General features: G+C 71.0%; 22 protein-coding genes. 12 read left to right on the top strand and 10 right to left on the bottom strand.

Annotated features, from left to right (window positions below):
* The first annotated feature begins 293 nt into the window (after window positions 1–293).
* The 3 genes from IE97_RS0116245 (at window position 294) to IE97_RS0116255 (ending at window position 2,219) form a co-directional block, all read left to right on the top strand.
* Entirely contained in the window at window positions 294–704 is a 411-nt protein-coding gene (locus tag IE97_RS0116245; RefSeq protein WP_030239450.1) for a hypothetical protein, read from the top strand.
* A 100-nt stretch (window positions 705–804) separates the two neighbouring features.
* Window positions 805–1,923 carry a WXG100 family type VII secretion target gene (locus IE97_RS0116250; protein WP_158708300.1) on the top strand — a complete coding sequence of 373 codons (1,119 nt, stop codon included), beginning with the start codon at window positions 805–807 and terminating at the stop codon, window positions 1,921–1,923.
* 2 nt (window positions 1,924–1,925) lie between these two features.
* On the top strand, window positions 1,926–2,219 hold the full coding sequence (locus tag IE97_RS0116255) for a hypothetical protein (RefSeq protein ID WP_030239453.1): 294 nt from the start codon (window positions 1,926–1,928) through the stop codon (window positions 2,217–2,219).
* Between the two features lie 215 nt (window positions 2,220–2,434).
* On the opposite strand, the gene IE97_RS0116260 is transcribed toward IE97_RS0116255, so the two are convergent.
* Window positions 2,435–4,081 (bottom strand): M4 family metallopeptidase, encoded by a 1,647-nt coding sequence (locus IE97_RS0116260; protein WP_030239456.1) that lies wholly within the window; start codon window positions 4,079–4,081, stop codon window positions 2,435–2,437.
* Window positions 4,082–4,220: 139 nt separating this feature from the next.
* Between IE97_RS0116260 and IE97_RS0116265 the strand changes: the two genes are divergently transcribed.
* On the top strand, window positions 4,221–4,637 hold the full coding sequence (locus IE97_RS0116265; RefSeq protein WP_030239461.1) for a gamma-glutamylcyclotransferase family protein: 417 nt from the start codon (window positions 4,221–4,223) through the stop codon (window positions 4,635–4,637).
* Between the two features lie 94 nt (window positions 4,638–4,731).
* Here IE97_RS0116265 and IE97_RS0116270 read toward each other — a convergent pair whose 3' ends face one another.
* Complete coding sequence (locus IE97_RS0116270) at window positions 4,732–5,352, bottom strand: NADPH-dependent FMN reductase (protein ID WP_051705003.1); 621 nt, start codon at window positions 5,350–5,352, stop codon at window positions 4,732–4,734.
* Window positions 5,353–5,623: 271 nt separating this feature from the next.
* On the opposite strand from IE97_RS0116270, the gene IE97_RS0116275 reads away from it, so the two are divergent.
* The gene (locus IE97_RS0116275; protein ID WP_030239468.1) at window positions 5,624–6,145 is read left to right on the top strand and encodes a hypothetical protein; all 522 of its coding nucleotides are present in this window, start codon (window positions 5,624–5,626) and stop codon (window positions 6,143–6,145) included.
* Window positions 6,146–6,243: 98 nt separating this feature from the next.
* Here IE97_RS0116275 and IE97_RS0116280 read toward each other — a convergent pair whose 3' ends face one another.
* Window positions 6,244–6,609, bottom strand: coding sequence for a winged helix-turn-helix transcriptional regulator (locus IE97_RS0116280; protein WP_030239473.1), 366 nt, complete (start codon window positions 6,607–6,609; stop codon window positions 6,244–6,246).
* Window positions 6,610–6,716: 107 nt separating this feature from the next.
* Here IE97_RS0116280 and IE97_RS0116285 point away from each other — a divergent pair, with 107 nt between their 5' ends.
* Window positions 6,717–7,619 carry an NAD(P)-dependent oxidoreductase gene (locus IE97_RS0116285; protein ID WP_030239487.1) on the top strand — a complete coding sequence of 301 codons (903 nt, stop codon included), beginning with the start codon at window positions 6,717–6,719 and terminating at the stop codon, window positions 7,617–7,619.
* Here IE97_RS0116285 and IE97_RS0116290 read toward each other — a convergent pair.
* Window positions 7,616–8,083: an ester cyclase gene (locus IE97_RS0116290; protein WP_234310799.1), complete on the bottom strand. Its 468-nt coding sequence runs from the start codon at window positions 8,081–8,083 to the stop codon at window positions 7,616–7,618. The genes IE97_RS0116285 and IE97_RS0116290 overlap by 4 nt on opposite strands.
* A 91-nt stretch (window positions 8,084–8,174) precedes the next feature.
* On the opposite strand from IE97_RS0116290, the gene IE97_RS0116295 reads away from it, so the two are divergent.
* Together IE97_RS0116295 and IE97_RS0116300 are read left to right on the top strand one after the other, a co-directional pair.
* Window positions 8,175–8,642 (top strand): MarR family winged helix-turn-helix transcriptional regulator, encoded by a 468-nt coding sequence (locus IE97_RS0116295; protein WP_030239495.1) that lies wholly within the window; start codon window positions 8,175–8,177, stop codon window positions 8,640–8,642.
* Window positions 8,643–8,760: 118 nt separating this feature from the next.
* Window positions 8,761–9,201 (top strand): hypothetical protein, encoded by a 441-nt coding sequence (locus IE97_RS0116300; RefSeq protein ID WP_158708301.1) that lies wholly within the window; start codon window positions 8,761–8,763, stop codon window positions 9,199–9,201.
* 160 nt (window positions 9,202–9,361) lie between these two features.
* On the opposite strand, the gene IE97_RS0116305 is transcribed toward IE97_RS0116300, so the two are convergent.
* On the bottom strand, window positions 9,362–10,144 hold the full coding sequence (locus IE97_RS0116305; protein ID WP_030239501.1) for a sulfite exporter TauE/SafE family protein: 783 nt from the start codon (window positions 10,142–10,144) through the stop codon (window positions 9,362–9,364).
* A gap of 264 nt (window positions 10,145–10,408) precedes the next feature.
* On the opposite strand from IE97_RS0116305, the gene IE97_RS0116310 reads away from it, so the two are divergent.
* From IE97_RS0116310 to nirD, 3 genes are read left to right on the top strand one after another with little or no spacing between them, the layout of a single operon-like run.
* On the top strand, window positions 10,409–11,626 hold the full coding sequence (locus tag IE97_RS0116310) for an NAD(P)/FAD-dependent oxidoreductase (protein ID WP_030239506.1): 1,218 nt from the start codon (window positions 10,409–10,411) through the stop codon (window positions 11,624–11,626).
* Window positions 11,626–14,232, top strand: coding sequence for a nitrite reductase large subunit NirB (gene nirB, locus IE97_RS0116315; RefSeq protein WP_030239511.1), 2,607 nt, complete (start codon window positions 11,626–11,628; stop codon window positions 14,230–14,232). The genes IE97_RS0116310 and nirB overlap by 1 nt, the downstream gene beginning before the upstream one ends.
* Entirely contained in the window at window positions 14,229–14,579 is a 351-nt protein-coding gene (nirD, locus tag IE97_RS0116320) for a nitrite reductase small subunit NirD (RefSeq protein WP_030239516.1), read from the top strand. The genes nirB and nirD overlap by 4 nt, the downstream gene beginning before the upstream one ends.
* A gap of 70 nt (window positions 14,580–14,649) precedes the next feature.
* Here the strand turns inward: nirD and IE97_RS0116325 are convergent, their stop codons facing one another.
* The 3 genes from IE97_RS0116325 to IE97_RS0116335 form a co-directional block, all read right to left on the bottom strand.
* Entirely contained in the window at window positions 14,650–15,261 is a 612-nt protein-coding gene (locus IE97_RS0116325) for a DUF1707 SHOCT-like domain-containing protein (protein WP_030239520.1), read from the bottom strand.
* 163 nt (window positions 15,262–15,424) lie between these two features.
* On the bottom strand, window positions 15,425–16,351 hold the full coding sequence (locus tag IE97_RS0116330; protein WP_030239524.1) for an oxidoreductase: 927 nt from the start codon (window positions 16,349–16,351) through the stop codon (window positions 15,425–15,427).
* A 31-nt stretch (window positions 16,352–16,382) separates the two neighbouring features.
* Entirely contained in the window at window positions 16,383–17,639 is a 1,257-nt protein-coding gene (locus IE97_RS0116335; RefSeq protein ID WP_030239527.1) for a helix-turn-helix domain-containing protein, read from the bottom strand.
* A 233-nt stretch (window positions 17,640–17,872) separates the two neighbouring features.
* Here IE97_RS0116335 and IE97_RS0116340 point away from each other — a divergent pair, with 233 nt between their 5' ends.
* Window positions 17,873–18,301 carry a peptidase inhibitor family I36 protein gene (locus IE97_RS0116340; RefSeq protein ID WP_037836953.1) on the top strand — a complete coding sequence of 143 codons (429 nt, stop codon included), beginning with the start codon at window positions 17,873–17,875 and terminating at the stop codon, window positions 18,299–18,301.
* A gap of 72 nt (window positions 18,302–18,373) precedes the next feature.
* Here the strand turns inward: IE97_RS0116340 and IE97_RS0116345 are convergent, their stop codons facing one another.
* Both IE97_RS0116345 and IE97_RS0116350 read right to left on the bottom strand, forming a co-directional pair.
* Complete coding sequence (locus IE97_RS0116345) at window positions 18,374–20,023, bottom strand: SulP family inorganic anion transporter (protein WP_234331825.1); 1,650 nt, start codon at window positions 20,021–20,023, stop codon at window positions 18,374–18,376.
* 755 nt (window positions 20,024–20,778) lie between these two features.
* Window positions 20,779–21,384 (bottom strand): carbonic anhydrase, encoded by a 606-nt coding sequence (locus IE97_RS0116350; RefSeq protein WP_030239537.1) that lies wholly within the window; start codon window positions 21,382–21,384, stop codon window positions 20,779–20,781.
* Window positions 21,385–21,444: the final 60 nt, after the last annotated feature.

A 21,444-nucleotide genomic window follows, 5' to 3' on the forward strand; every position in this document is an offset into this window, starting at 1 on the left:
GGGCGTACTGTGTGCGGACCGGTCGGTGAAGACGCTGCCCCGGTGGCGCTCGAGACCTCCTGCGGCCTGTTGGTGGCGGTGCTACGAACCGGAAAGCGTCAAAAAGGCATTCGTAGAAAACCGCACACCAGCAGGTCGGGCGCAGGCGAGGTAGACGCCAAGCTGAGTAAACCGAGCACCACGAACAAGCCGATCTAGTGGCCACCGCCCCCCCACGTCGCTGCGGGCGGGATGAAGAGCATAGATAGGCTGATAGGCGCGAGAACCGGTCCGCGGATACCGAGGGGGCACGCTTGAGCGGCAGGGGCGACACGAGTGGGCCGTCGGAGCGCCAGGTGGGGGACGAGGAGTTCCTCGACATCGCCGGGAGCCAGGCCGAGGCACGGCTTCTGCGCAAGGCGTTGCAGCAACTCTCTGACGGTGGCGCAGGCCAGGCCCTGCAGGAGATGGCGCGGGAAGTGCTCTCCGGGAGAATGGGGCTGCGCGAGGCGGTCTCGCAGGGCGCGTACGGCGGGGAACTCATCGACAAGACCGAGTCCTTCCGGCGTGACTGGGAATCCATGTCCGACCGCGAGCGGGAGGAACTTGCCGAGCATGGGCGGCAGTTGATTGACGAGGAACGCCGCGAGATCGAGGCCGAGAGGCGTGAGGCGGACAGCGGCCGGTCGGGGCGGCACAGTGGGCGTGGTTGGTCGGCGTACTGAGCGGGGTGCGGGGCGACAAGGCACGGGATCCAGGCGTCTGCTGACATGCCCGGAGGCGGCGGCAGGTCGGGTGCCTTCACGGGGAAGGAAAAGGTAAGACGTGTCATTTCGAGTGGAATCAGCCGATCTCGATTCGTACGGCAATCTCCTCAAGCGGGCCACTGAGGACGTTCAACAGTGCATCGGCTACCTGAAACAGGCCACGGTCGACAAGGGGCTGGTGTCCGAGTTCTGGGAGATGTGCACCAGCGAGCACGAGAAGTACGTCAGTGACGGAGAGACGCTCCTGACGAAGGTGCGCGGCATCCTCGACTCCGCCTCAGGCGAACTGGCCAAGGTTGCCGCCTACTACCGTGATACCGACAGCGACGAGGCCGCCCGTATGGACGCCGCCTACCCCGGCTCCAAGCAGCGTGCTCCAGGAAACGCGGGTTCGGGCAGTGGAGCCTCCTTCCAGGACGTCAGGGACGCCGGAAACGAGCTGAAACCGGTCGGTGGGGACAAAAACTACCTGGAAGGGCATCTGAGCGAGTTCTCGTTCGCTCCGGTACACAAAACCGTCGGCACGTTCATGGACTTCGGCAGTCCTTCCGCGATCGTCAACGAGGGCTGCAAACTCTTCCTGGGTATCGACCCGTTCGGTGAGGCGTTGAAATGGGTCACCGGAGACTGGGACACGTACACCGACTGCGGGACGGCCTGGGCCAACCTCGGGAAGGCCTGTGGGGCTATCGCTGACAACATCAAGTCGGGAAACGACGTCCTGGCCGGCAGCTGGGAGGGCAATGCGGCCGACGCGGCCTGGGCGTACTTCGACGAGTTCCAGACCAAGCTTCGGTCGATTGAGGAGGGCCTCTCCTCACTCGAGGGGCACTATGGCCAAGTAGCCCACTACATCTTCGCGCTCGCCGAAGTCCTCAAGGCCGGTTTGGCCTTCATCGCCGACAGGATCATCACTGCCATGGTCTTCCAGGCCGCCGCATTCGCTGCCTCTGCTACGGGGGTTGGCCTCTTGGGAGGGGCGGCGAGCGCGGCGCTGGCTGCTGCGCAGGCAACGCTCGCGGTGATGAAGTGGGCCGAACTGACGGCCCAGTTCACGAAAACGGCAATGGCCCTCACACTCGCTCTGGGCGCCAGCTCGGCGATCATGGGGACCACTGTTGACGCCGTTCAGGGATTCCCCGAAGTCGGGGGCGGATACGATCACAAGGCGGTGTGACCATGCGGAACGAGCTCGGTGACCTCCAGCTGGGTGGCTCCGACGACAGAGGGCTGGACCGTCTGCTCTGGTCCACTGCCGGGATCTCTGCCTTTCTGCTGCCCATGGCAGTGGTCGGACTGGTGAAGGGGAACGCGAGCTGGCACGTGCTGCCCGTGTTCCTCGGCTGCCCGATCGGAACGCTGCTTGCCTTCCAAGGCAGGAGCCAGGCAAGGCTGTCGAAGAGCATCGCCGGATTCGCCCTGGCATGCCTGGCGCTGGTGGCGACGGGGCTGCTGCTCAAGTACATGGGCTGAGCCATCGGCGCGAAAGCACCACAGTCCTGGAACAACGCTTCAAGCCCGCCGATCATGGGCAGCGGCACGATCGCCGTCACAATGGAGGCCGGTGATTGTTCCGTGGTGGTGACGAACGTGCGGACTTGCGATGCGATGAAGACCTCCACACGAGCGCCCCTTGTCGTGGACTGCTTTTGTACGAGCACTCCACGACAAGGGGAATGTCAGGGATGTCAGCTCACACCGACCGCGCTCCAGGCCGCCGCCACCGCCTTCCGCTCCGCGCTGTCGCCGCCGTAGAGGTCCCCGGCCGCGTTCAGGGTGGCCGTGCGTGCGCCCGCGTAGTTGGTCGAGGACGTCATGTAGACCGTCAGGGCGCGGTACCAGATCTTGCCCAGCTTGGCCCGGCCGATGCCCGTCACCGTGGAGTCGTCGCAGGTGGGGGAGGTGTAACTGACGCCGTTCAGTGTCTTGTCGCCGCTGCCCTCCGCGAGCAGGTACGCGAAGTGGTTGCCGACGCCCGAGGAGTAGTGCACGTCGAGGTCGGCCAGTTCCTCGCTCCAGCAGTCGGCGGACTTGCCGTCCTTCGACGGCTTGTCCATGAAGCGCAGGGCCTCCCGGCCGAGGCCGGAGCGGACGACCTTCTCGCCGATCAGCCAGTCACCCGGGTCCTCGGCGTTGTTCGCGTGGAACTCCACCAGCGTGCCGAAGATGTCCGACGTGGCCTCGTTCAGGCCGCCAGACTCGCCCGAGTACGTCAGCGCCGCCGTCTTCGACGTCACGCCGTGGGACATCTCGTGCCCGGCGACGTCCAGTGAGACCAGCGGGCCCATCACCTTCCCGTCGCCGTCGCCGTACGTCATGCAGAAGCAGTTGTCGTCCCAGAAGGCGTTGTTGTAGGCCTTGCCGTAGTGGACGCGGTTGAACGAGCCCTTGCCGTCGCCGGCGATGCCGCTGCGGCCGTGGACGTCCTTGTAGTAGTCCCAGGTGACGTCCGTGCCGTACTGGGCGTCCACGGCCGCCGTCGCGCGGTCGGTGGCCGCGCCCGAGGCCCAGTGGTTGTCGGTGTCCGTGAACACGGTCGCGGGGGCGCGGGTCAGGCAGATCGTCAGCAGGCACTGGTCCGTCTTGTTCGCAGCGTCGCCGGTGTACGTGCCGCCGCGCGTCGCGTCCTTCAACTGGTACGTCGAGCCGGACTTCGTCGTCTCCAGCGGGACCGTGCCGCCGTAGAGGGACTTGCCGTCGCCCGAGGCCGATTCCAGGGTGTCCCAGGCGTCTATTCGGTCGCCGGTGGTCGCGTCGGTCAGCACGGTGCGCCCGACCGGGTTGCCGAGTTCGTCGTGCGCCACCGCGTCGGTCTGCCAGGCCAGCTTCGGGGCGCCGTGCAGGGCGTCGACGACCAGCCGGGGCTTGGCGGTCAGCTTCTTCAGGGTCTCGCCGAGGTGCGCGGCGCGCAGCAGGCTCGCCGCGAGGTCGGCGGCCTTCGGGGCGGTCACCTTCGGGGTGACGGTGGCGAGGGAGAGTTCCGACCTCGTCGCCCGGCTGGTGCCGCGGTACGTGCCGTCCGGGTTCAGGTGCAGGACGAAGTCGCCGCCGAGGACGGGGAGTCGGTGGTAGGTGCGGTCGTAGCGGACGTGCCGGGTGCCGTCCTCGTCGATGACGACGTCCCGGACCTTCGTCTCCTGGGCCGAGGTGAGGCCCAGTTCCGCGGCCCGGTCGGTGAGGACCGTCCCGGCGCTCTCGATCGCGTCGGCACGGGTCGGCAGGTCCTCCGCCAGGGCGGTCGGGGAGAGGGTGGCTGCCAGCAGGGCGGCGGTGCCGGTGACGGCCACACCGGCGATGCCGAGACGGGAACCCCGGACGGTACGTATCCGACTCATCGGTCTCCTCATACGGGCACACCCGGTCGCGTGGGGTCGACCGGGTGCGGAGTTGATGTTGACCGCGAGTTAATGCGGCCCGGACATGTCATGTCCAGAGGCCCGGTGTGGAGGTGTGTGAGGGTGGAGAATCGTTCCTGTGACCCTGCCCTTCTTCGTCTACGGAACCCTCCGCCCCGGCGAGGTGAATCACGGCCTCTTCCTGCGCGGACGCACCCGCTCCGAGGAGCCGGGGCGGCTCGTGGGGGCGGTGCTGTACGAAGGGCCGGGCTACCCGTACGCGGTCGAGGAGCCGGGCGACGACGCGGTCAGCGGGGAGCTGGTGACCGCGCGGCCGGAGAGGTACGCGGAGCTGCTCGCCGAGCTCGACCGCCTGGAGGAGTACGTGCCGGGCGACCCGCGCAGCCTGTACGAACGCGTCGAGCGGAAGGTCGTACGGGACGCGGACGGGGCGGCGGTCCGGGCCTGGGTGTACGTGGCCGCGCCCGCCGTCGCCGCCCGGCTCCGGACCCGGGGCAGGCCGATCGCGGGCGGGGACTGGCGGGCGCGGGGGTGAGGACGGGCGCCGCGGCGGTGAGGACGGAGCGCCGCGGAGGTGAGGACGGGGCGCCGCGGAGGCGAGCGGCCCGCTTCAGGAGGGTGGCCGCGGGTCAGCCCGCGTACGGCCACCTCCCCCTGGCCTCCCGCAACGCCCTGCCCCACCACACCAGTTGGTCCAGCATGACCTTCGCCGCGGCGTTCGGGCCCGTCGGGTCCAGCAGGGTGCCCTCGTCGTCGAAGGAGGCGCCGGCGTTGTGGAAGGAGACGGTGTCGCGGACGGTCACGGCGTGGAGTTCGGCGAAGACCTGACGGAGGTGTTCCACGGCCCGCAGACCGCCGGCCAGTCCGCCGTAGGAGACGAGGGCGACGGGCTTGGCCCGCCACTCGCCGTAGTGCCAGTCGACGAGGTTCTTCAGACCCGCCGGGAAGGAGTGGTTGTACTCGGGCGTGAGCACCACGAAGGCGTCCGCCCCGGCCAGCTTCGGCGTGACGCCGGACAGCGCGGCGGTCGCCTCGGGGGTCTGTTCGAAGGAGGTCGGCAGTTCGACGTCGGCGACGTCCACCACCTCGGCGACCAGGTCGTCCCGGTCCCGGAGGCGGCTCAGGAGCCAGTCGGCCACGACGGGGCCGAAGCGGCCGTGGCGGTTGCTGCCGACGACGAGGGTCACACGGAGAGGGCCGGTCGCGGACTGCTGGGCAGCGGTGGCTGCGTGGGAAGCGGTTGTGTTCATGCCGCAGAGCCTCGTACCTCAACCATGCTTGAGGTCAAGCCGTGACGCGGATCGCCCTCGGGTCACCCGTTCACACGCGTCTCCCGGGTTTTTCCCCGCCCCGCCCAGTGAACGCCTGTGACCTGCAGAAACCACCTCAAGAGGCCGTAGCGCCCATCCACCCTGACACCCATTCACCCCAATTCTGACGGTACATCAGAAAGCGCGGTCGGCTCGCTGCCCGTTACCTCGATAGGGCAGGTGCACGACCGAACGGCTCGAAGGAGCATCGATGCGACGTACCGCCCGGCCGCTGACCGGCACCGCCCTCGCCGTCACCGCCGTGGCACTCTCCGTCGCCCCCGCGTACGGCGTGCCCGCCGACGACGTGCGGGTGCACCCGTCCTCGGTCGTGCCGGGCGACCAGGTCACGGTCCGTACCGCGGCCTGCGGGGAGGGCGGCACGGCGACGGTCGACGCCGGCGCGGTCGGGGCCGGTTCGCTCAGCCTGGCGCCGGGCGCGGACGTGCGGGACGCGACCGGGCGGTTCAGGGTGCCGCCGAGCGCGCACCCGGGGACGTACGAGATCAGAGCGACGTGCACCGGGAGCGGCCGGCGGGTCACCGGTGACCTGGTGGTGACGCTGACGCCCGTGCGAGAGCAGGTGCGCCCCCGGGGGAGTGTGAAGACGGGGGTCGGCGGCGCCCTGGGCCCCGACCCCGTGCAGACCGCGGCCGGTGTGGCGGCTCTCGCCGTCGCCGCCGCGGGCGGTACCTGGCTCCTGCATCGCCGGGCGAGAGGCGACGGGATCTGACGGACACCCTCCGCTGTCCGTCGCCGGTACCGCGCACCCCTCCCCCTTCGGGTCCGACGCCCCTCGCGGCCCGGAGGGGGCCCGGGGGGCCAGGGCCGTCACGGTGTTCGCGCGCCCTCCCGACCGGCAGCCGGTGACCCGCCCAGGACGTTGGCCCTTCCCCATGCCCCCAGTGGTTCCAGTGCCTCGTTGAGCGAGACGCCCCGGGGGGTCAGCGAGTACTCGACGCGGGGCGGCACCTCGTCGTACGCCTCGCGGTGCACGAGACCGTCGGACTCCAACTCCCGCAGATGTGAGGCGAGCACCTTCTCGGTGACGCCGGGCAGCTCCCGGCGCAGCTCGCCGAAGCGGTGGGGCCGCTCGTTCAGCGCCCAGAGGATCAACACCTTCCACTTGCCGCCGATCAGGTCCATCGCCGCGTCGATCCCGCAGACGTACGCCCCCGGCCGCCCCGCCGTCGCCATACCCGACACCCCTCCCCCTCCCTCTGCCTGCATCCTTCCCCCGGGGTAACCACCCACTTCTAAGTGCGTACTTGAGCGGGCCGCCCCCTCCGACGAGCCTAAACGCCATGACCGACAACCCAGTTGACTCCCCTGCTCCCCTGACCCTCCTCGGCACCGGCGCGATGGGCACGGCCCTCGCCCGCGCCTGGCTCGACGCCGGGCACGAGGTGACCGTCTGGAACCGCACACCCGCGCGGGCCGAGGCCCTCGCCGCCGAGGGCGCCACGGTCGCCCGGACCGCCGCGGAGGCGGTGGCCGCGAACCGGCTCGTCGTCGTCTGCCTCCTCGACGACGCCTCGGTGGAGGCGGCCCTCGACGGGGCGGACCTCGCGGGGCGGGACCTGGTGGACCTCACCACGGGCTCCCCCGCCGAGGGCCGTGGCCGCGCCTCCTGGGCGGCCGCGCGCGGTGCCCGTTTCCTGGACGGCGGGATCATGGCCGTACCGCCGATGATCGGCGCCCCGGAGTCCGGCGGCTACGTCTTCTACAGCGGCTCGCCCGAGCTCTTCGCCGAGCATCGCGACACCCTCGCCGTGCCGGCCCGCACCCGCTACGTCGGTGCCGACGCGGGCTTCGCCGCGCTGCACGACGTGGCGCTGCTCAGCGCGATGACCGGCATGTTCGCCGGCATCACGCACGCCTTCGCGCTGATCCGCCGAGAGGACGTCGCGCCGAAGGAATTCGCGCCACTGCTCGCCGAGTGGCTGACCGCGATGGCACCGGCCGTGCACCAGACCGCCGATCAACTGGAGACCGGCGACTACACCAGGAACGTCGTCTCCAACCTCGCGATGCAGGTCGCGGGCAACGCCACGCTGCTGCGCACCGCCGAGGAGCAGCGGGTCAGCCCGGAGCTGCTGACGCCGTACATGAAGCTGATGGAGCGGCGGCTCGCGCAGGGGCACGGCGAGGAGGACGGGACCGGGATCATCGAGCTGCTCGGCCTGCGGCCGGGGGTGTCCGCCTAGGCGTTCGGCCGGGCCGGGCCGTTGGGGCCGGAGATGGCGCCGAGCTGCGTGAGACCGGCCAGTACGTCGGTGCAGGTCCAGTACTCGGCGAACTTGCCGCCGGACACGCGCAGGATGTCGTGGCCGCTGAAGGCGATCGGCGTACCGACCGGTGCCGTCGCATGGTCAAGGCCACCCGTGTAGCGGGCGCGCATCGTCCACCTCGCCGCGATCAGGTCGCCCTGGACGATCGGCCCGACGTCCACGGTGATGGTGATGTCGCCGAACGCCGCCATGGTCTGCTCGATCTCGGGCAGCAGTCGCGCGGGACCCTTCGACGCTTCCGAGTCGCTGCCGTCCGGCCGGGCCTGGTGCACGACGAAGTCGGGGTCGAGGATCTCCGGGGCATGGCTGAAGTCTCCGCGCCATAACTCGGACCAGCGGCCGTACAGCTCGCGCATCCGCTCAGCAGGCAAGGTGCTCACAGTGTTCTCCAACGAGGTAGTATCTGCGTCACGCATCATCTGCGTGACGCAGATGATGCGTGACGCAGATACTGAAGGTGGAGGCCGAGTCGTGTCAAACCGGAATCGCGCGGACCTGCTCGCGGGCGTCACCGTGGCCGCCCGGCGTCAGCATGCCGCCTACGCCCTCTTCAACCAGGCCATGGCGGACCGCCTCGGGCTGCATCCGACGGACCTGCAGTGCATCAGCCTGCTCGGCCTCGAACCCGAACCTCTCACCACGGGTGAGATCGCCAGGTTGACCGGCCTGACCTCCGGTTCGGCCACCCGACTCGTCGACCGGCTGGAGCGAGCCGGGCTCGTCGAGAGGAAGCCCGACCCGCAGGACCGCAGGAGGAGCCGGATCTCGCTCACCGCGCGGCGTGCCCCGGAGGCGGACGCTGCGTGGGACGAGCCGGGCAGGGCCTTCGCGGGAGTCCTCGACGACTTCACCGACGAGGAGCTCGCGGTGATCGAGCGGTACCTGCACCGCGCCACCCAGGTGGGATCAGCACAGGCCGAACAGCTGCGTAAGGGGTAGCCGGGGCCGATCGGGCTCCCGGAGCGCGCCTCTCCGGCCATGACGTCGACAGCAACCACGGGCACTGGCCTACGACTTGGAGTGCCCGCAGCGTGAACCTTTGGCATACGATTCGCGGATGAGAGCAAGATCGCGCATAGCTACAGTCATCGGCGGCATCGCTGCCGCCACCATGCTGACCATCACCAGCGCCTCCGCGGTGGACGGGGACGAACGCGCTACCTCCACAGGAGGGCCGGACAGGGGTGCGATGTGCACCTCCGGCGATTCGTGGTCCCAGGCGTGCTTCTACCATGACGGTGACTGGTTCGGCGTCAGGGACACCTGGGAGGATGGACTCTCAGCCGTCATCGAGTGGTACTTGCAGGTACCCACCACCGGCGAGAAGGTGCGCTCCGGACGCATCTGGAACCCTGACGGTGTCGAAGCAGGATGGCGCGCGAAGAACAAGGACTTCACCGAGGGGTACTACGTCACCTTCAGGGCCTGCCGGGGCAGTTACCCGAAGCTGAACGTGCAAGCCGGATCCTGCAGCCCGTGGCACGCAAAGAAGGCCTGATGTCCTGAGTCTCTGTCCGCGGTCTTCGACCGGACGAACCGCTCCGGATCGAGGTTGCAGGTCTTGATCCGGGTGCGGATGCCCCGTCGAGGCCGGGTGGGCGCCCGCCTTGGCGTCCCCGCCGGAGAGACGGTGGCCGACCTGCTCCGGGACAGCACATCTAGGCCGCCCACTGCTCGTACGCCATGTTCGCCACCAGCGCGAACACCACCGTCAGCAGCACGACGCGGACGAAGCCGCTGCCCTTCTTCAGGGCGGTGTGGGCGCCCAGGGTGCCGCCCACGAGGTTGAACACGGCCATCAGGGCGGCCAGTTGCCACAGGACCGCGCCCTGCCAGGCGAACGTGGCGAGGGCGCCCGCGTTGGTGCAGCAGTTGACGATCTTGGCTGTGGCGGAGGCGGTGACCAGGTCGAGGTGGAGGAGGGCGGTCAGGGCGAGGACCAGGAACGTGCCGGTGCCGGGGCCGATCAGACCGTCGTAGAAGCCGATGCCGAGGCCCGCGAGGCCGATCGCCGCGAGGATCTGGCGGCGGGTGGCCGGGCCGGTCGCGGGGGCCGTACCGAAGGCGGGCCGCAGGATCACGAAGGCCGCGACCCCGAGTAGCACCACCATGATCACCGGCTTGAGCACCTCGGTGCTCATCCCGGCCGCGAGGAAGGCCCCGGCGGAGGATCCGGCGAGGGCGGCCAGTCCGATGCGGACGGCGGTGCGGACATCCACCGGAGCCTTGCGGGCATACGTCACCGCCGCGCCCGTCGTACCGACGATCGCGACCGCCTTGTTGGTGCCCAGCGCGTGTGCGGCGGGCGTCCCGGCCGGCAGTCCGAGCAGCAGCGCCGGCAACAGCAGCAGCCCGCCGCCACCGACCACGGCGTCGATCCATCCGGCGGCGAGGGCCGCGAGGCAGAGCAGGACGATCACGGTCAGGGATATGTCGGGCATGATCGAGACCTTATGCGAGGCCGGAGCGACGCCCTCTCACAGCCCGTCGTCTGCCGCACGCCGGGAACCCTCACAGCCCGTCGTCTGCCGCACCCCGGGAACCCTCACACTCCCACGTCGCCGCACCCCGGGAACCCTCACACTCCCACGTCGCCGCACCTCAGAAAGCCTCACACCCGCCCCCCGCCCCCGCTGAGGGCAGCGTTCCCCGTGGGAAACAGACGTGATGCTGCCGGGTAACACCGGCATCGCACGCTCAAGGACATGACCTCGAATGAGCGTGTGGTGGTGATCGGCACCGGCCTCGCGGGCGTACGGCTCGCCCGGCGGCTCGGTGAGCTCGGCACGCCCGCGTTGCTGATCGGCGAGGAGGAGCACCGGCCCTACAACCGGGTGCTGCTCGCCGAGGTGCTGGCCGGACGTTACAGCCCCGAGGTGATCGCCCTGCCGGCGCCCGCGGAGCTGCGGCGCGGCCGGGTCACCGGCATCGACCGGGACGGGAAGACCGTCGTACTGGCGGACGGCTCGGTGATCGCATACGACCGGCTGGTGCTGGCCACCGGATCCAACCCGGTTCTGCCGCCGCTGCGCGGGCTGTTCACCCCCGACCACGTCCTGCCCGAGGGCGTCCACGCCTTCCGGACCATGGACGACTGCCTGGGCCTTTCCAAGGCGGTCCGGGCCGGGGCGCGGGCGGTCGTCATCGGCGGCGGGCTCCTCGGGGTCTCCGCTGCCCGTGCGCTCGCGCTGCGCGGCGCCCAGGTCGTCCTCGCCCAGCAGTCCGAGCGGCTGATGGAGCGCCAGCTCGACCCGGCCGCCTCGAAGCTCGTCAAGCGGCACCTGACCGACCTGGGCGTCGAGGTGCACACCGAGTGCCGCGTCCGGGACGTGCGCTGCGTGGGCGGCGCCGTCCGCTCCGTGGAGATGGCCGACGGGTACGCGCTCGACGCGGACCTCGTGGTCGTCGCCTGCGGGGTCCGCCCCCGGGTGGGTCTCGCCGAGGCCGCCGGCCTCGACGTCCGCAAGGGCGTCGTCGTCGACGACGAGCTGCGCACCTCCGACCCGGCCGTCCACGCGATCGGCGACTGCGCCCAGCACGACGGCGTCCTCTACGGGCTCGCCACCCCCGCGCTGGAACAGGCCGACGCCCTCGCGGAACTGCTCGCCGGTGACGCGAGCGCCCGCTACACCGGCACCCGCTCCCTGACCCGGCTCACGCTGAACGGGCACGACAGCCCCTTCGACCTCGCCGCGTTCGGCGAGACCGAGGCGCTCCCGGGCGACGACGTCGTCCAGCTCACCGACGCCACCCGCGGCACCTACCGCAAGGTCGTCGTCCGCGACGACCGCCTGGTCGGCGGGGTCCTCGTCGGCGAACTCGGCACCGTCGGCGCGCTCGCCCGCGCCTGGGAGGGAGCAGAGCCGCTCCCCTCCGACGGCGGCCCGCTGCTCCACCTGCTCACCAACGATGGAGGCTCCTGATGACGGCCACCCTGGGGGCCACCCCCACGATCGTGCTCGTCGGCCACGGCATGGTCGGCCAGCGCTTCCTCGAAGCGCTCGCCGAGCGCGGCCTGACCGCCACGCACCGCGTGGTCGTGCTCTGCGAGGAGCCGCGTCCGGCCTACGACCGCGTCGCCCTCACCTCGTACTTCTCGGGCAAGACGCCCGAGGACCTGTCCATGACGGACATGGAGTTCATCAAGGACCACGGCATCGAGCTGTACGTCGGCGACCCGGCGGTCTCCGTCGACCGTGAGGCGAAGAAGGTCACCGCCAGGTCCGGTGAGGTCTTCGAGTACGACACGCTCGTCCTCGCCACCGGCTCGTACCCGTTCGTGCCGCCGGTCCCGAACAAGGACGCCGAGGGCTGCTTCGTCTACCGCACGATCGAGGACCTGCTCGCGATCGAGGAGTACGCGAAGACGAGGGCCACCACGGGTGCCGTGGTCGGCGGCGGGCTGCTGGGCCTGGAGGCCGCGGGCGCGCTGAAGGGCCTGGGTGTCGAGTCCCACATCGTGGAGTTCGCGCCCCGGCTGATGCCCGTCCAGGTGGACGAGGGCGGTGGCGCCGCCCTGCTGCGCACCATCGAGGAGATGGGCCTGAGCGTCCACACCGGGGTGGGCACTCAGGAGATCGTCGTCGGCGAGGACGGCGCCGTGACCGGCATGAAGCTGTCCGACGGCTCCGAACTGGCCACCGACATGGTGGTGTTCAGCGCCGGTGTCCGGCCCCGCGACCAGCTCGCCCGGGACTGCGGTCTGACGGTCGGCGAGCGCGGCGGTATCACCGTCGACGAGCAGTGCCGCACGGTCTCCGACCCGCACGTCTTCGCGATCGGCGAGTGCGCGCTGGCCGCCGACGGCCGGGTGTACGGCCTGGTGGCCCCGGGCTACGAGCAGGCGGAGACCGCGGCGGCGACGATCGCTTCCGACGAGGCGTCCTTCACCGGCGCCGATCTGTCCACCAAGCTGAAGCTGCTCGGTGTGGACGTGGCGTCCTTCGGCGACGCGCACGGCACCGCCGAGGACTGCCTGGACGTCGTCTACTCCGACTCCCGGGCGGGCCTGTACAAGAAGCTGGTCATCGGCCGCGACGGGACGCTGCTGGGCGGCATCCTGGTCGGCGACGCGGAGGCGTACGGCACGCTGAAGGCGTTCACCGGCTCGGTCCCGCCGGTCTCCCCCGAGTCGCTGGTGCTGCCGGCCGGTGCCGGGGAGTCCGTGCAGCTCGGCCCGTCCGCGCTGCCGGACGACGCGATCGTCTGCTCCTGCCACAACGTCTCCAAGGGCACGATCCGCGGCGCGGTCACCGACCACCAGTGCACGACCGTGCCCGAGGTGAAGAAGTGCACCAAGGCCGGCACCGGCTGCGGCTCCTGCGTGAAGGTCCTCGGCCAGCTCGTCAACGCCGAGCTGGAGGCCAGCGGCATCGAGGTCGACAAGGGCCTGTGCGGCTGCTTCGGGCAGACCCGCGAGGAGCTGTACGAGATCGTCCTCGCCCTGCGCATCAACAGCTACCAGGAGCTGCTGGACCGCTACGGCCGCGAGGAGGCCCGGGGCGGCGACGGCTGCGAGGTCTGCAAGCCGACCGTCGGCTCGATCATCGCCTCCCTCGCCCCGGCGATCGGCGCCAGCGGCTACGTCCTCGACGGTGAGCAGGCGTCCCTGCAGGACACCAACGACCACTTCCTGGCCAACCTGCAGAAGAACGGCTCGTACTCGGTCGTGCCGCGGATCCCCGGCGGTGAGATCGCCCCGGAGAAGCTGATCGTCATCGGCGAGATCGCCCGCGACTTCGGCCTCTACACGAAGATCACCGGTGGTCAGCGGATCGACATGTTCGGCGCCCGCGTCGAGCAACTGCCCCTGATCTGGGCCCGGCTGGTGGACGCCGGCTTCGAGTCCGGCCACGCCTACGGAAAGTCGCTGCGCACGGTGAAGTCCTGCGTCGGGCAGACCTGGTGCCGCTACGGCGTCCAGGACTCCGTCCGCATGGCGATCGACCTGGAGCTGCGCTACCGGGGCCTGCGCTCCCCGCACAAGCTCAAGTCGGCGGTCTCCGGCTGCCAGCGCGAGTGCGCGGAGGCCCAGTCGAAGGACTTCGGCGTCATCGCCACCGCCAACGGCTGGAACCTCTACGTCGGCGGCAACGGCGGCGCGACCCCGCGCCACGCGGACCTGCTCGCGCAGGACCTGTCGGACGCCGAACTGATCCGCCTGATCGACCGGTTCCTGATGTTCTACATCCGCACGGCCGACCGGCTGGAGCGCACCTCGACCTGGCTGGAGCGGATCCCCGGCGGTCTGGAGCACGTGCGCGACGTGGTGGTGCACGACTCGCTCGGCATCTGCGACGAGCTGGAGAAGCTGATGCAGGCGCACGTCGCGCACTACCGCGACGAGTGGGCCGAGACCATCAACGACCCCGAGAAGCTCGCCCGGTTCGTGTCCTTCGTGAACGCCCCGGACACCCCGGACCCGGTCGTCGCCTTCGTGCCGGAGCGCGACCAGATGAAGCCCGACCTGCCGCTGCTGTCCATCGGTATGCGACCCGCCGACGTTCTGGAAGGAAGCACCCAGCGATGACCCTGGCACCCGAGACCACCGAGCTGAAGATCGAACTCGCCCTGGACGGCGACTGGTTCCCGGTCTGCGACCTGAGCACGCTGCTCCCGGGCCGCGGGGTGGCGGCACTGCTGCCGGACGGCCGCCAGGCCGCGATCTTCCGCGACCGCTCCGGCGAGCTCTACGCCATCGACAACCGCGACCCGTTCACCGGTGCGGCGGTCCTCTCCCGCGGCCTGACCGGCACCCACCAGGGCCGCCCCTTCGTCGCCTCCCCGCTGCTCAAGCAGCGCTTCGACCTGGCCTCCGGGCAGTGCCTGGACGACGAGGCGGTACAGGTGACGGTGTACAAGGTCCGCACCGCCTAGGAGCGCCCGGCTGAGAACGCCCCTCTTCGGAGGGGTGTTCTCGTTGCGCACCGTACAGAACCCGGACGGCCTAGGTCGGGTTGCTGTGCAGCTTGCGCCGTTCCCGGCGGTTGGGGTGGCGAATGACCACTCCGCCCGGGCCGCCGGACCCAGTGAGCCGGATCAGCGGAGTTCCCGGGAGCCGGTCGGAAGTGGTCTCGTCCTTCAGGCCGCCGACGCCGGGATCCATGCCGCTGGTGTCCGCAGCCCAGGCGTCGGGGATGACGATCGTGACACCCGATGTCTCCCCGTACGCCTCCACCGCGACCTCCGGGAGGCGGCACTCAACCCGGGTGAAGTCGATCTTCACACCCCCCACGCCTCCGTGAGCGATCACGTGCCCGGGAACCTCCCAGCGCCCGGGACCCCGAGACGCGCCGAGCATGCCGCCCTTGAGGACCAGCGGCAGCCGGCTCGCAGGGGAATGCAGCTTCGGCAAGTCGGCGGTCAGGACGGCCAGCTCGGCGTGAGTCTTGGACTTCAGCGCCTGCTCCAGGCGCGCATCCAGCTCGTCGAGATCGATTCGCCCCTCGGCTGCCGCATCACGCAGCTGCTCCACCACCACTTCCCGGTCATCGTGAGAGGCACGGAGCTCTCCAGGTAAGGCAGGGCGCGAAGAAGGCTCCGGAGGCTGGGCAGTCATGGTCGCAAGGATAGACAGTCAGCTGGACCGGGCGGACTGAGTTGTTCCCTCCCGCGATGAAGGACTCCACCCCGATTGCGGGCCCACACCCCACACCGCTGTTCGCCCCTCGGACGACGTACGACTCGGTGCCCGTGCCGCGGTGGCCGTGCCGCGGTGGGCGTCATGCCTTGAAGGCGCCGTACGTCACCCCGGTCAGCTCCTCCGACGCGGCCCACAGCCGTTCCCCGGCCGGGCCGCTGAGGGTCCAGGGCGCCCGCCAGGACGGGGCGGGCGCCCCGCGCCACATCGCGAAGGACGGGCCGGTGAACGAGTCGGGCGGTACGCCGGGTTCTGTCGCGGCGTACAGGATCGGCAGGGCGCCCGCCTCCGCCGACTGGGCGAAGAAGCGGTTGCCGATCCGCATGAACCGCTCGGCGGCCCGGCGGCCCTCAGCCTGAGGACCTGCCGTCTGGAGGTTGGTCGCCGCGTACCCGGGGTGGGCCGCGACCGCCACCAGGCCGCTGCCGTGGGCCGCCGCCCTGCGCGCCAGCTCGTGCGTGAACAGCAGGTTGGCCGTCTTGGAGCGGGCGTAGGCGGTCCAGCGCCGGTAGCGCCGCTCGCTGTTGAGGTCGGTGATGTCGATGTTGGCGAGCGCGTGCGCCGGGCTGGAGACGGCCACGACCCGCGCCCCCGGCGCGGCGAGCAGCGCCGGCAGCAGCAGGCCGGTGAGCGCGAAGTGCCCCAGGTGGTTGATCCCGAACTGCGTCTCGAAGCCGTCCACCGTCGTCCCGTACGGCAGCGCCATCACCCCGGCGTTGTCGACGAGCACGTCCAGCCGCTCGTAGGGGAAACCGGCCGCGAACGCGCGCACCGAGGCCAGGTCACCGAGGTCGAGCAGCCGCAGCTCGGCCCGGGCCCCCGGCAGCTCGGCACGGAGCCGGTCCAGGGCCGCGTTCCCCCGGGCCTCGCTCCGGCAGGCGAGCACCACCCGCGCGCCCTTGCGGGCCAGCTCCCGTGCGGTGACGAGGCCGAGCCCGCTGTTGGCGCCGGTGACGACGGCGACGCGGCCGCTCTGGTCGGGGATGTCGTGCGTGGTCCATCCGGGCATGGCGGGCTCCCTCCGCGGTGGCACGACCAGCCTACGAGGAGCCGCTGGATGTCGGCGACGGTGTGGAGCCGGCGGCTCGGGCGCAGTGCGGCCAGTCGCCGAAGTCGCGCTCCCGGCTCCACAGCTTTCTCGCGGCCTGGATGTTCCACTCCGGGTCCAGGGCCTGGCGCGGAGTGCCTCCGAGCTCGCGCAGCCGGGCGTCGGAGATCTGGAACAGGCCCCAGTTCCGGGTGCCGTTGGTGTTGGGCAGGATGTGCAGCGGATCGAGGAACGACTGGCAGTCGGCGATGGCCACGGCCTTGTCCGGCACCTCGGGAAACACCTCGCGAACCCGCTCGCGCACCTTCTCCGGCGGCCAGACGCCCATCCGGACGTCCGAGGTGTAGAGCGCCTTCTTGGTGGGTTCCGCTACGACACCGTTGGGCCGGAGACCGGTGAGCACCTGGAAGGCGGTGACGCGGCGCAGGGTCTGCGGTCCGAAGTTCCCGTCGACGTCGATGTCCGCTCCCTTGGCGTGCAGCAGCCGCTGCACCTCTTGTACGCACTCGTCGTGCTCGCCCATGGCGATCACGGGTGGGCAGTTGGCCGAGAACAACGGACGCCCGTCACCGGGGCCCCGTCCACCGCCGCCGCTGCCACTGCCGGACGGTGTCCGGCCGTTCGTCAGTGCCCAGGCGGAGACACTGACGGCCGCGACGATCGCGGCGACGAGGACCGACGTGCGGAGGCGGCGTCGGCGTGACGGGCCGACGGGCCGTTGCCTCGCGTCGGTATCCGCCGGTTCCCCGGCGGGGTCACGGACCGCTGATCCGCCGGTTTCCTGTTCCCCGTCGTGCCCGGAGTCCTGTTCGTCTCCGCGTCCCGTTTCTGGCCCCGCTTCCCGCCTCGCTCCTCGCCCCGCTTCCCGCTCCGGCTCCTCGGCGGCCTTCCGCCCCGCTTCCCGCTCCGGCTCCTCACCGGCCTTCCGCCCCGCTTCCCGCTCAGGCTCCTCACCGGCCTTCCGCCCCACTCCCTCGTCCTCGGCACCGGCCGCGGCGTTCCTGGCGGCGTCCGCCAGGGCCCACAGCCGGTGCAGTGTGCGCAGCTCGTCCGGTGCCGCCCCGCACACCGTGGCGAGCCGGTGGACGCTGCCGTAGTCCTGAGGCACCGAGGTGCCACGGCAGTAGCGGTGCAAGGTCGAGCCGGACAGTCCTGACTTCCTGGCGAGGGCCTCGTAACTGAGCCCGGACCGGCTCTTCAGCGAACGCAACAGCGCGGCGAACCGCTCCGTTTCTGGGCACGCAGGCATCGGGTGTTCCCCCCTCGGATCCCCACAGGGCACTGGTCGGGCGCCTCGAAGCGCCACTGTGCCACCAAAGCCGTCCCGTGGCCGTCCCAACGGTCGTGGAACGCGCCAGTCGGGCGGCGCACTGTCATCCCAGCGTCCCGGCCGGCCCCGTTCTCCTTGCCCGGCCCGGTCGTGCCTTGCCAGCGTCGGGCCGTCCGAACCACCGGGCCACGACCTTCGAGGAGACCAGGCTCATGCGCCTTTCCGCACGCCGCACCCACCGCACCAGGCCGCTGCTCGCGGCGTTCGCCGTCAGTGCCGCCGTCGCCACCGTGCTGGCCGTGCCCAGCTCCGCGTCCGCGGCGCCGGCCGCTCCCACCGCGGTGGACTGCGCGACCGGGGACATCTGCTTCTGGACCGGCGCCAACTTCACCGGCCGGAAGTGTGCGTGGGACGCGGCCGACCCGGACTGGCAGAGCGGCGCCATCAAGTGTTCCTGGGCCGCCACGACCAACGTGAAGTCGGTGTGGAACGCCGGCACCGGCAACTACAGCGGAGTCGCCTACTACAAGGGCGCCAACTACACCGACCGGGTCGGCTGCACCCGGCAGCAGCACGGCGGCAACCTGGCCGGTACGTACAAGGTCCGCTCCCACAAGTGGATCACGGGCAACTGCGGCTGATCCGCCCCGGCGCACGCGGTGGCGGGCACGCGTACTCGCGCGCGCCCGCCACCGCGGCATGCCGGCAGAGGATCAGCCCACGAGGGGCGAGCCCGGCCGCTGTTCCTCCGGGAGTGGCCGGGTGTCGAGGTAGAACCACTCGGCGTCGGCGGAGGGCCAGGGCGATGGTCCCACCGGTTCCTCCGCCGGCGCGGCGACCGGGCGCCGGGGCAGCGGCGCCGGAGCCTCAGCGGCGGGCCCGGCGGCCGGGGGGCGGGCCGGCTTCTTCTCGTCCGGCATCAGCAGTTCCACCCGTAGTCCCAGGCCCCGCTGCTGGGCGGTGAACTCCTCGACCTGGTTGCGGCAGGCGTGGTCCAGGTGCGTCACGCCGGTCAGGTCGAGCCGGATCCGCTGCTTGCCGGACGCGGCGGCGGCCTCCAGCGCCTCGATCACCTGTGGCAGCCGCAGGAACGTGGCGTTGCCCGCCATGACGACCTTCGCCGTGTCGTCCTCGATGTGCTGCCGGATCACGGTCTGCGACATGCGCAGGGCGGCCAGCACGATCCCCGCGGCGAGGCCGAACAGCACGCCCTCCAGCAGCGCGGTCGCCACGATGACGAGCATGGTCATCGTCATCACCGCGAACTCGCCCCTGTCCTGCCGCCACATCTTCGGGAACTCCGCGGGCGCGAACAGCTTCCAGCCGCTGTGCACGAGGACACCGGCCAGCACCGAGATCGGGATCAGCGCGAGCACCTGGGGCAGCAGCAGCGCGAACAGCAGCAGCCACAGGCCGTGCAGGGTGCGGGAGAGCCGGGTCTTGGCACCGGCCTGCACGTTGGCCGAACTGCGGGCGACCACCGCGGTGATGGGGAGCGCGCCGAGGATGCCCGCGACGGTGTTGCCGGCGCCTTGGGCGATCAGCTCGGTGTTGTAGCGGGTGCGCGGGCCGTTGTGCATGCGGTCCACGGCGGCGGCCGTGAACAGGCTCTCGGCGGACGCGATGACCGTGAAGGTGAGGATGGCGGTGATGATCGCCCCGTCGGTGAGCCGGGCGAACTGCTCCGCCCCGGGCACCTGTACGGACGCGAGCAGGTTGCCCACCTGGAGCGTCTTCACGTCCACGCCGGGCAGCGCGGCGACCACGATGCCGATGCCCACGGCGACCAGGGCGGGCGGTATCTTCCCGGCCGGGCCCGGCACCTTCTTCCACAGGAAGCTGAGCACGACCGTGACGACGCCGAGCAGAGTGGCGATCATGGCCTGCGGGTTCGTCAGGATGCCGGCCAGCAGCCCGGGGATTCCGGCCATGTTCTCGAGCGCGGTGCCGGGGGCTTTGGCGTCGGCCAGCGGATAGGCCTGGCTGAAGATGAGCGGCACGCCGATGCCCGCCAGCATGCCCTGGACGACGGCGACCGAGATGGCCTGGAACATCCGGCCCAGCTTCACCAGTCCCAGCACGATCTGGAGGAGGCCGGCGAACAGCACGATCACGCCGAGCATGGCCACGCCGACCTCGGCGACGGTCTCGGCGACGAGCGCGGCGAGTCCGGCGGCCGGGCCGCTGACCTGGAGCGTGCTGCCCCGGACCGCGCCGACGACCAGACCGCCGATCACCCCGGAGATGATCCCGAGCTCGGCCGGCACGCCGGAGGCGACGGCCACGCCGATGCAGAGCGGCAGGGCGACGAGGAAGACGACGAGCGAGGCGGTGAGGTCGGTGACGAGATCGCCCTTGGCCATACCCTTGCCGCCGGCGCCCTTCGCACCACCCGTCACCCGGCCGAGCAGCCCGCCCAGCGCACCGCCGACCGGCCCTCCCGCCGGCCGTCCGGCCTCGCCCGGTGCCGGGCCGCCACCGGGGCCCGCCCCTCGTCCGGGCGAACGACCCGCCCCATGTCCCGGGGGACCACCCAGCGTGCGCCCGGACGGGCCGCCCATCGGGCTCCCCAGGCGTCCGCCCACCGGCCCTGTCGTCTGCCGGCCGGTGCTCCCTCCGACGTAACCCGCAGGCCCCCAGTCCGCTTCACCCCCCGCGTGGCCGCCGACGGATCCCCAGCCCGCGGCCCCTTCCCCACGACTGCCCGGCCCCCAGTCCGCGGCTGCCTCCCCGCGACCGCCTCGACCCCAGTCCGCGGCACCCTCCGCGACATCGGATGCGCCCCAGCCCCCGGCGTTCCCCTCGGGCCCGGCCGAGCCCCAGTCCGCGGAACTCCCTTGGGGCGCCGCCGACGACCAGCCCGCCGTCCCCTCCCCGCGGCTCCCCGCCCCCCGGTCCGCGGCACCGCCGGAGAAACCTCCCGTCCCCCAGTCCGCGTCACCGCCGGAGAAACCGCCCGTCCCCCAGTCCGCGTCACCGCCGGAGAAACCTCCCGTTCCCCAGTCCGCGTCACCTCCACCGGAACCAGCTGACCCCCAGCCCGCAGCACCCCCACCGGTACCGCCCGGCCGGCCCCCCGGCGCACCACCCCGTGCCCGGCCCCTCGCGTGCGCCCCGCTCACGCGGCATGCACCCGGAAGTCGCCGTCGTCGCCGAGTTCGTACACGAACCCTGTGTCGACCTCGTAGTACCAGCCGTGCAGCCGCAGCCGGCCCGCGTCGAGCCGCTGGCGCACCATCGGGTAACTCCGCAGGGCGGCCAGCTGGTTGACGACGTTGCCCTGGGACACCTCCGGCAGCGACGGGTCGTCGGGAGCGGTCTGGAGGACGGAGGTGAGTTCGGGGCGGGCGATACGGAGCCAGGCGTCGACGCCGGGCAGCGCGGACAGGTCGTCGCCGGACTTCAGCGCGCCCATCGCGCCGCAGTGTGAGTGACCGCACACCACGATGTCCTGAACCCCGAGCACCTCCAGTGCGTACTCGATGGTGGCCGCCTCTCCGGAGGCCCCGGGCCGTCCGTAGGGCGGAACGATATTGCCCGCGTTGCGTAGCTCGAATATCTCTCCGGGCCGTGCGCCCGTGATCAGTGCGGGTATGACCCGCGAGTCCGAGCAGGTAATGAACAGCGCCTCCGGATATTGCCCTTCAGCCAGTTTCCGGTATTCGCCGCTGTCGAAATCGATGCGCGTCCTGAACGTGCGTGCGCGGTCCAGCAAAGCCTTCAACTCCGCCTCCTGAGCTGCGAGTTCAACCTGTGCACCACACCGTAGACGGACGACCTACAG

Origin of the sequence: Streptomyces sp. NRRL S-455 (genome assembly GCF_000717875.1) — a bacterium.
Classification (GTDB): domain Bacteria; phylum Actinomycetota; class Actinomycetes; order Streptomycetales; family Streptomycetaceae; genus Streptomyces.

Coding starts and splice junctions, on each gene's coding strand:
- IE97_RS0116255 (WP_030239453.1), top strand. CDS start 1,926: ATGCGGAACGAGCTCGGTGACCTCCAGCTGGGTGGCTCCGACGACAGA.
- IE97_RS0116260 (WP_030239456.1), bottom strand. CDS start 4,081: ATGAGTCGGATACGTACCGTCCGGGGTTCCCGTCTCGGCATCGCCGGT.
- IE97_RS0116270 (WP_051705003.1), bottom strand. CDS start 5,352: ATGAACACAACCGCTTCCCACGCAGCCACCGCTGCCCAGCAGTCCGCG.
- IE97_RS0116275 (WP_030239468.1), top strand. CDS start 5,624: ATGCGACGTACCGCCCGGCCGCTGACCGGCACCGCCCTCGCCGTCACC.
- IE97_RS0116280 (WP_030239473.1), bottom strand. CDS start 6,609: ATGGCGACGGCGGGGCGGCCGGGGGCGTACGTCTGCGGGATCGACGCG.
- IE97_RS0116285 (WP_030239487.1), top strand. CDS start 6,717: ATGACCGACAACCCAGTTGACTCCCCTGCTCCCCTGACCCTCCTCGGC.
- IE97_RS0116300 (WP_158708301.1), top strand. CDS start 8,761: ATGAGAGCAAGATCGCGCATAGCTACAGTCATCGGCGGCATCGCTGCC.
- IE97_RS0116305 (WP_030239501.1), bottom strand. CDS start 10,144: ATGCCCGACATATCCCTGACCGTGATCGTCCTGCTCTGCCTCGCGGCC.
- IE97_RS0116310 (WP_030239506.1), top strand. CDS start 10,409: ATGACCTCGAATGAGCGTGTGGTGGTGATCGGCACCGGCCTCGCGGGC.
- nirB (WP_030239511.1), top strand. CDS start 11,626: ATGACGGCCACCCTGGGGGCCACCCCCACGATCGTGCTCGTCGGCCAC.
- nirD (WP_030239516.1), top strand. CDS start 14,229: ATGACCCTGGCACCCGAGACCACCGAGCTGAAGATCGAACTCGCCCTG.
- IE97_RS0116325 (WP_030239520.1), bottom strand. CDS start 15,261: ATGACTGCCCAGCCTCCGGAGCCTTCTTCGCGCCCTGCCTTACCTGGA.
- IE97_RS0116330 (WP_030239524.1), bottom strand. CDS start 16,351: ATGCCCGGATGGACCACGCACGACATCCCCGACCAGAGCGGCCGCGTC.
- IE97_RS0116335 (WP_030239527.1), bottom strand. CDS start 17,639: ATGCCTGCGTGCCCAGAAACGGAGCGGTTCGCCGCGCTGTTGCGTTCG.
- IE97_RS0116340 (WP_037836953.1), top strand. CDS start 17,873: ATGCGCCTTTCCGCACGCCGCACCCACCGCACCAGGCCGCTGCTCGCG.
- IE97_RS0116345 (WP_234331825.1), bottom strand. CDS start 20,023: ATGGCCAAGGGCGATCTCGTCACCGACCTCACCGCCTCGCTCGTCGTC.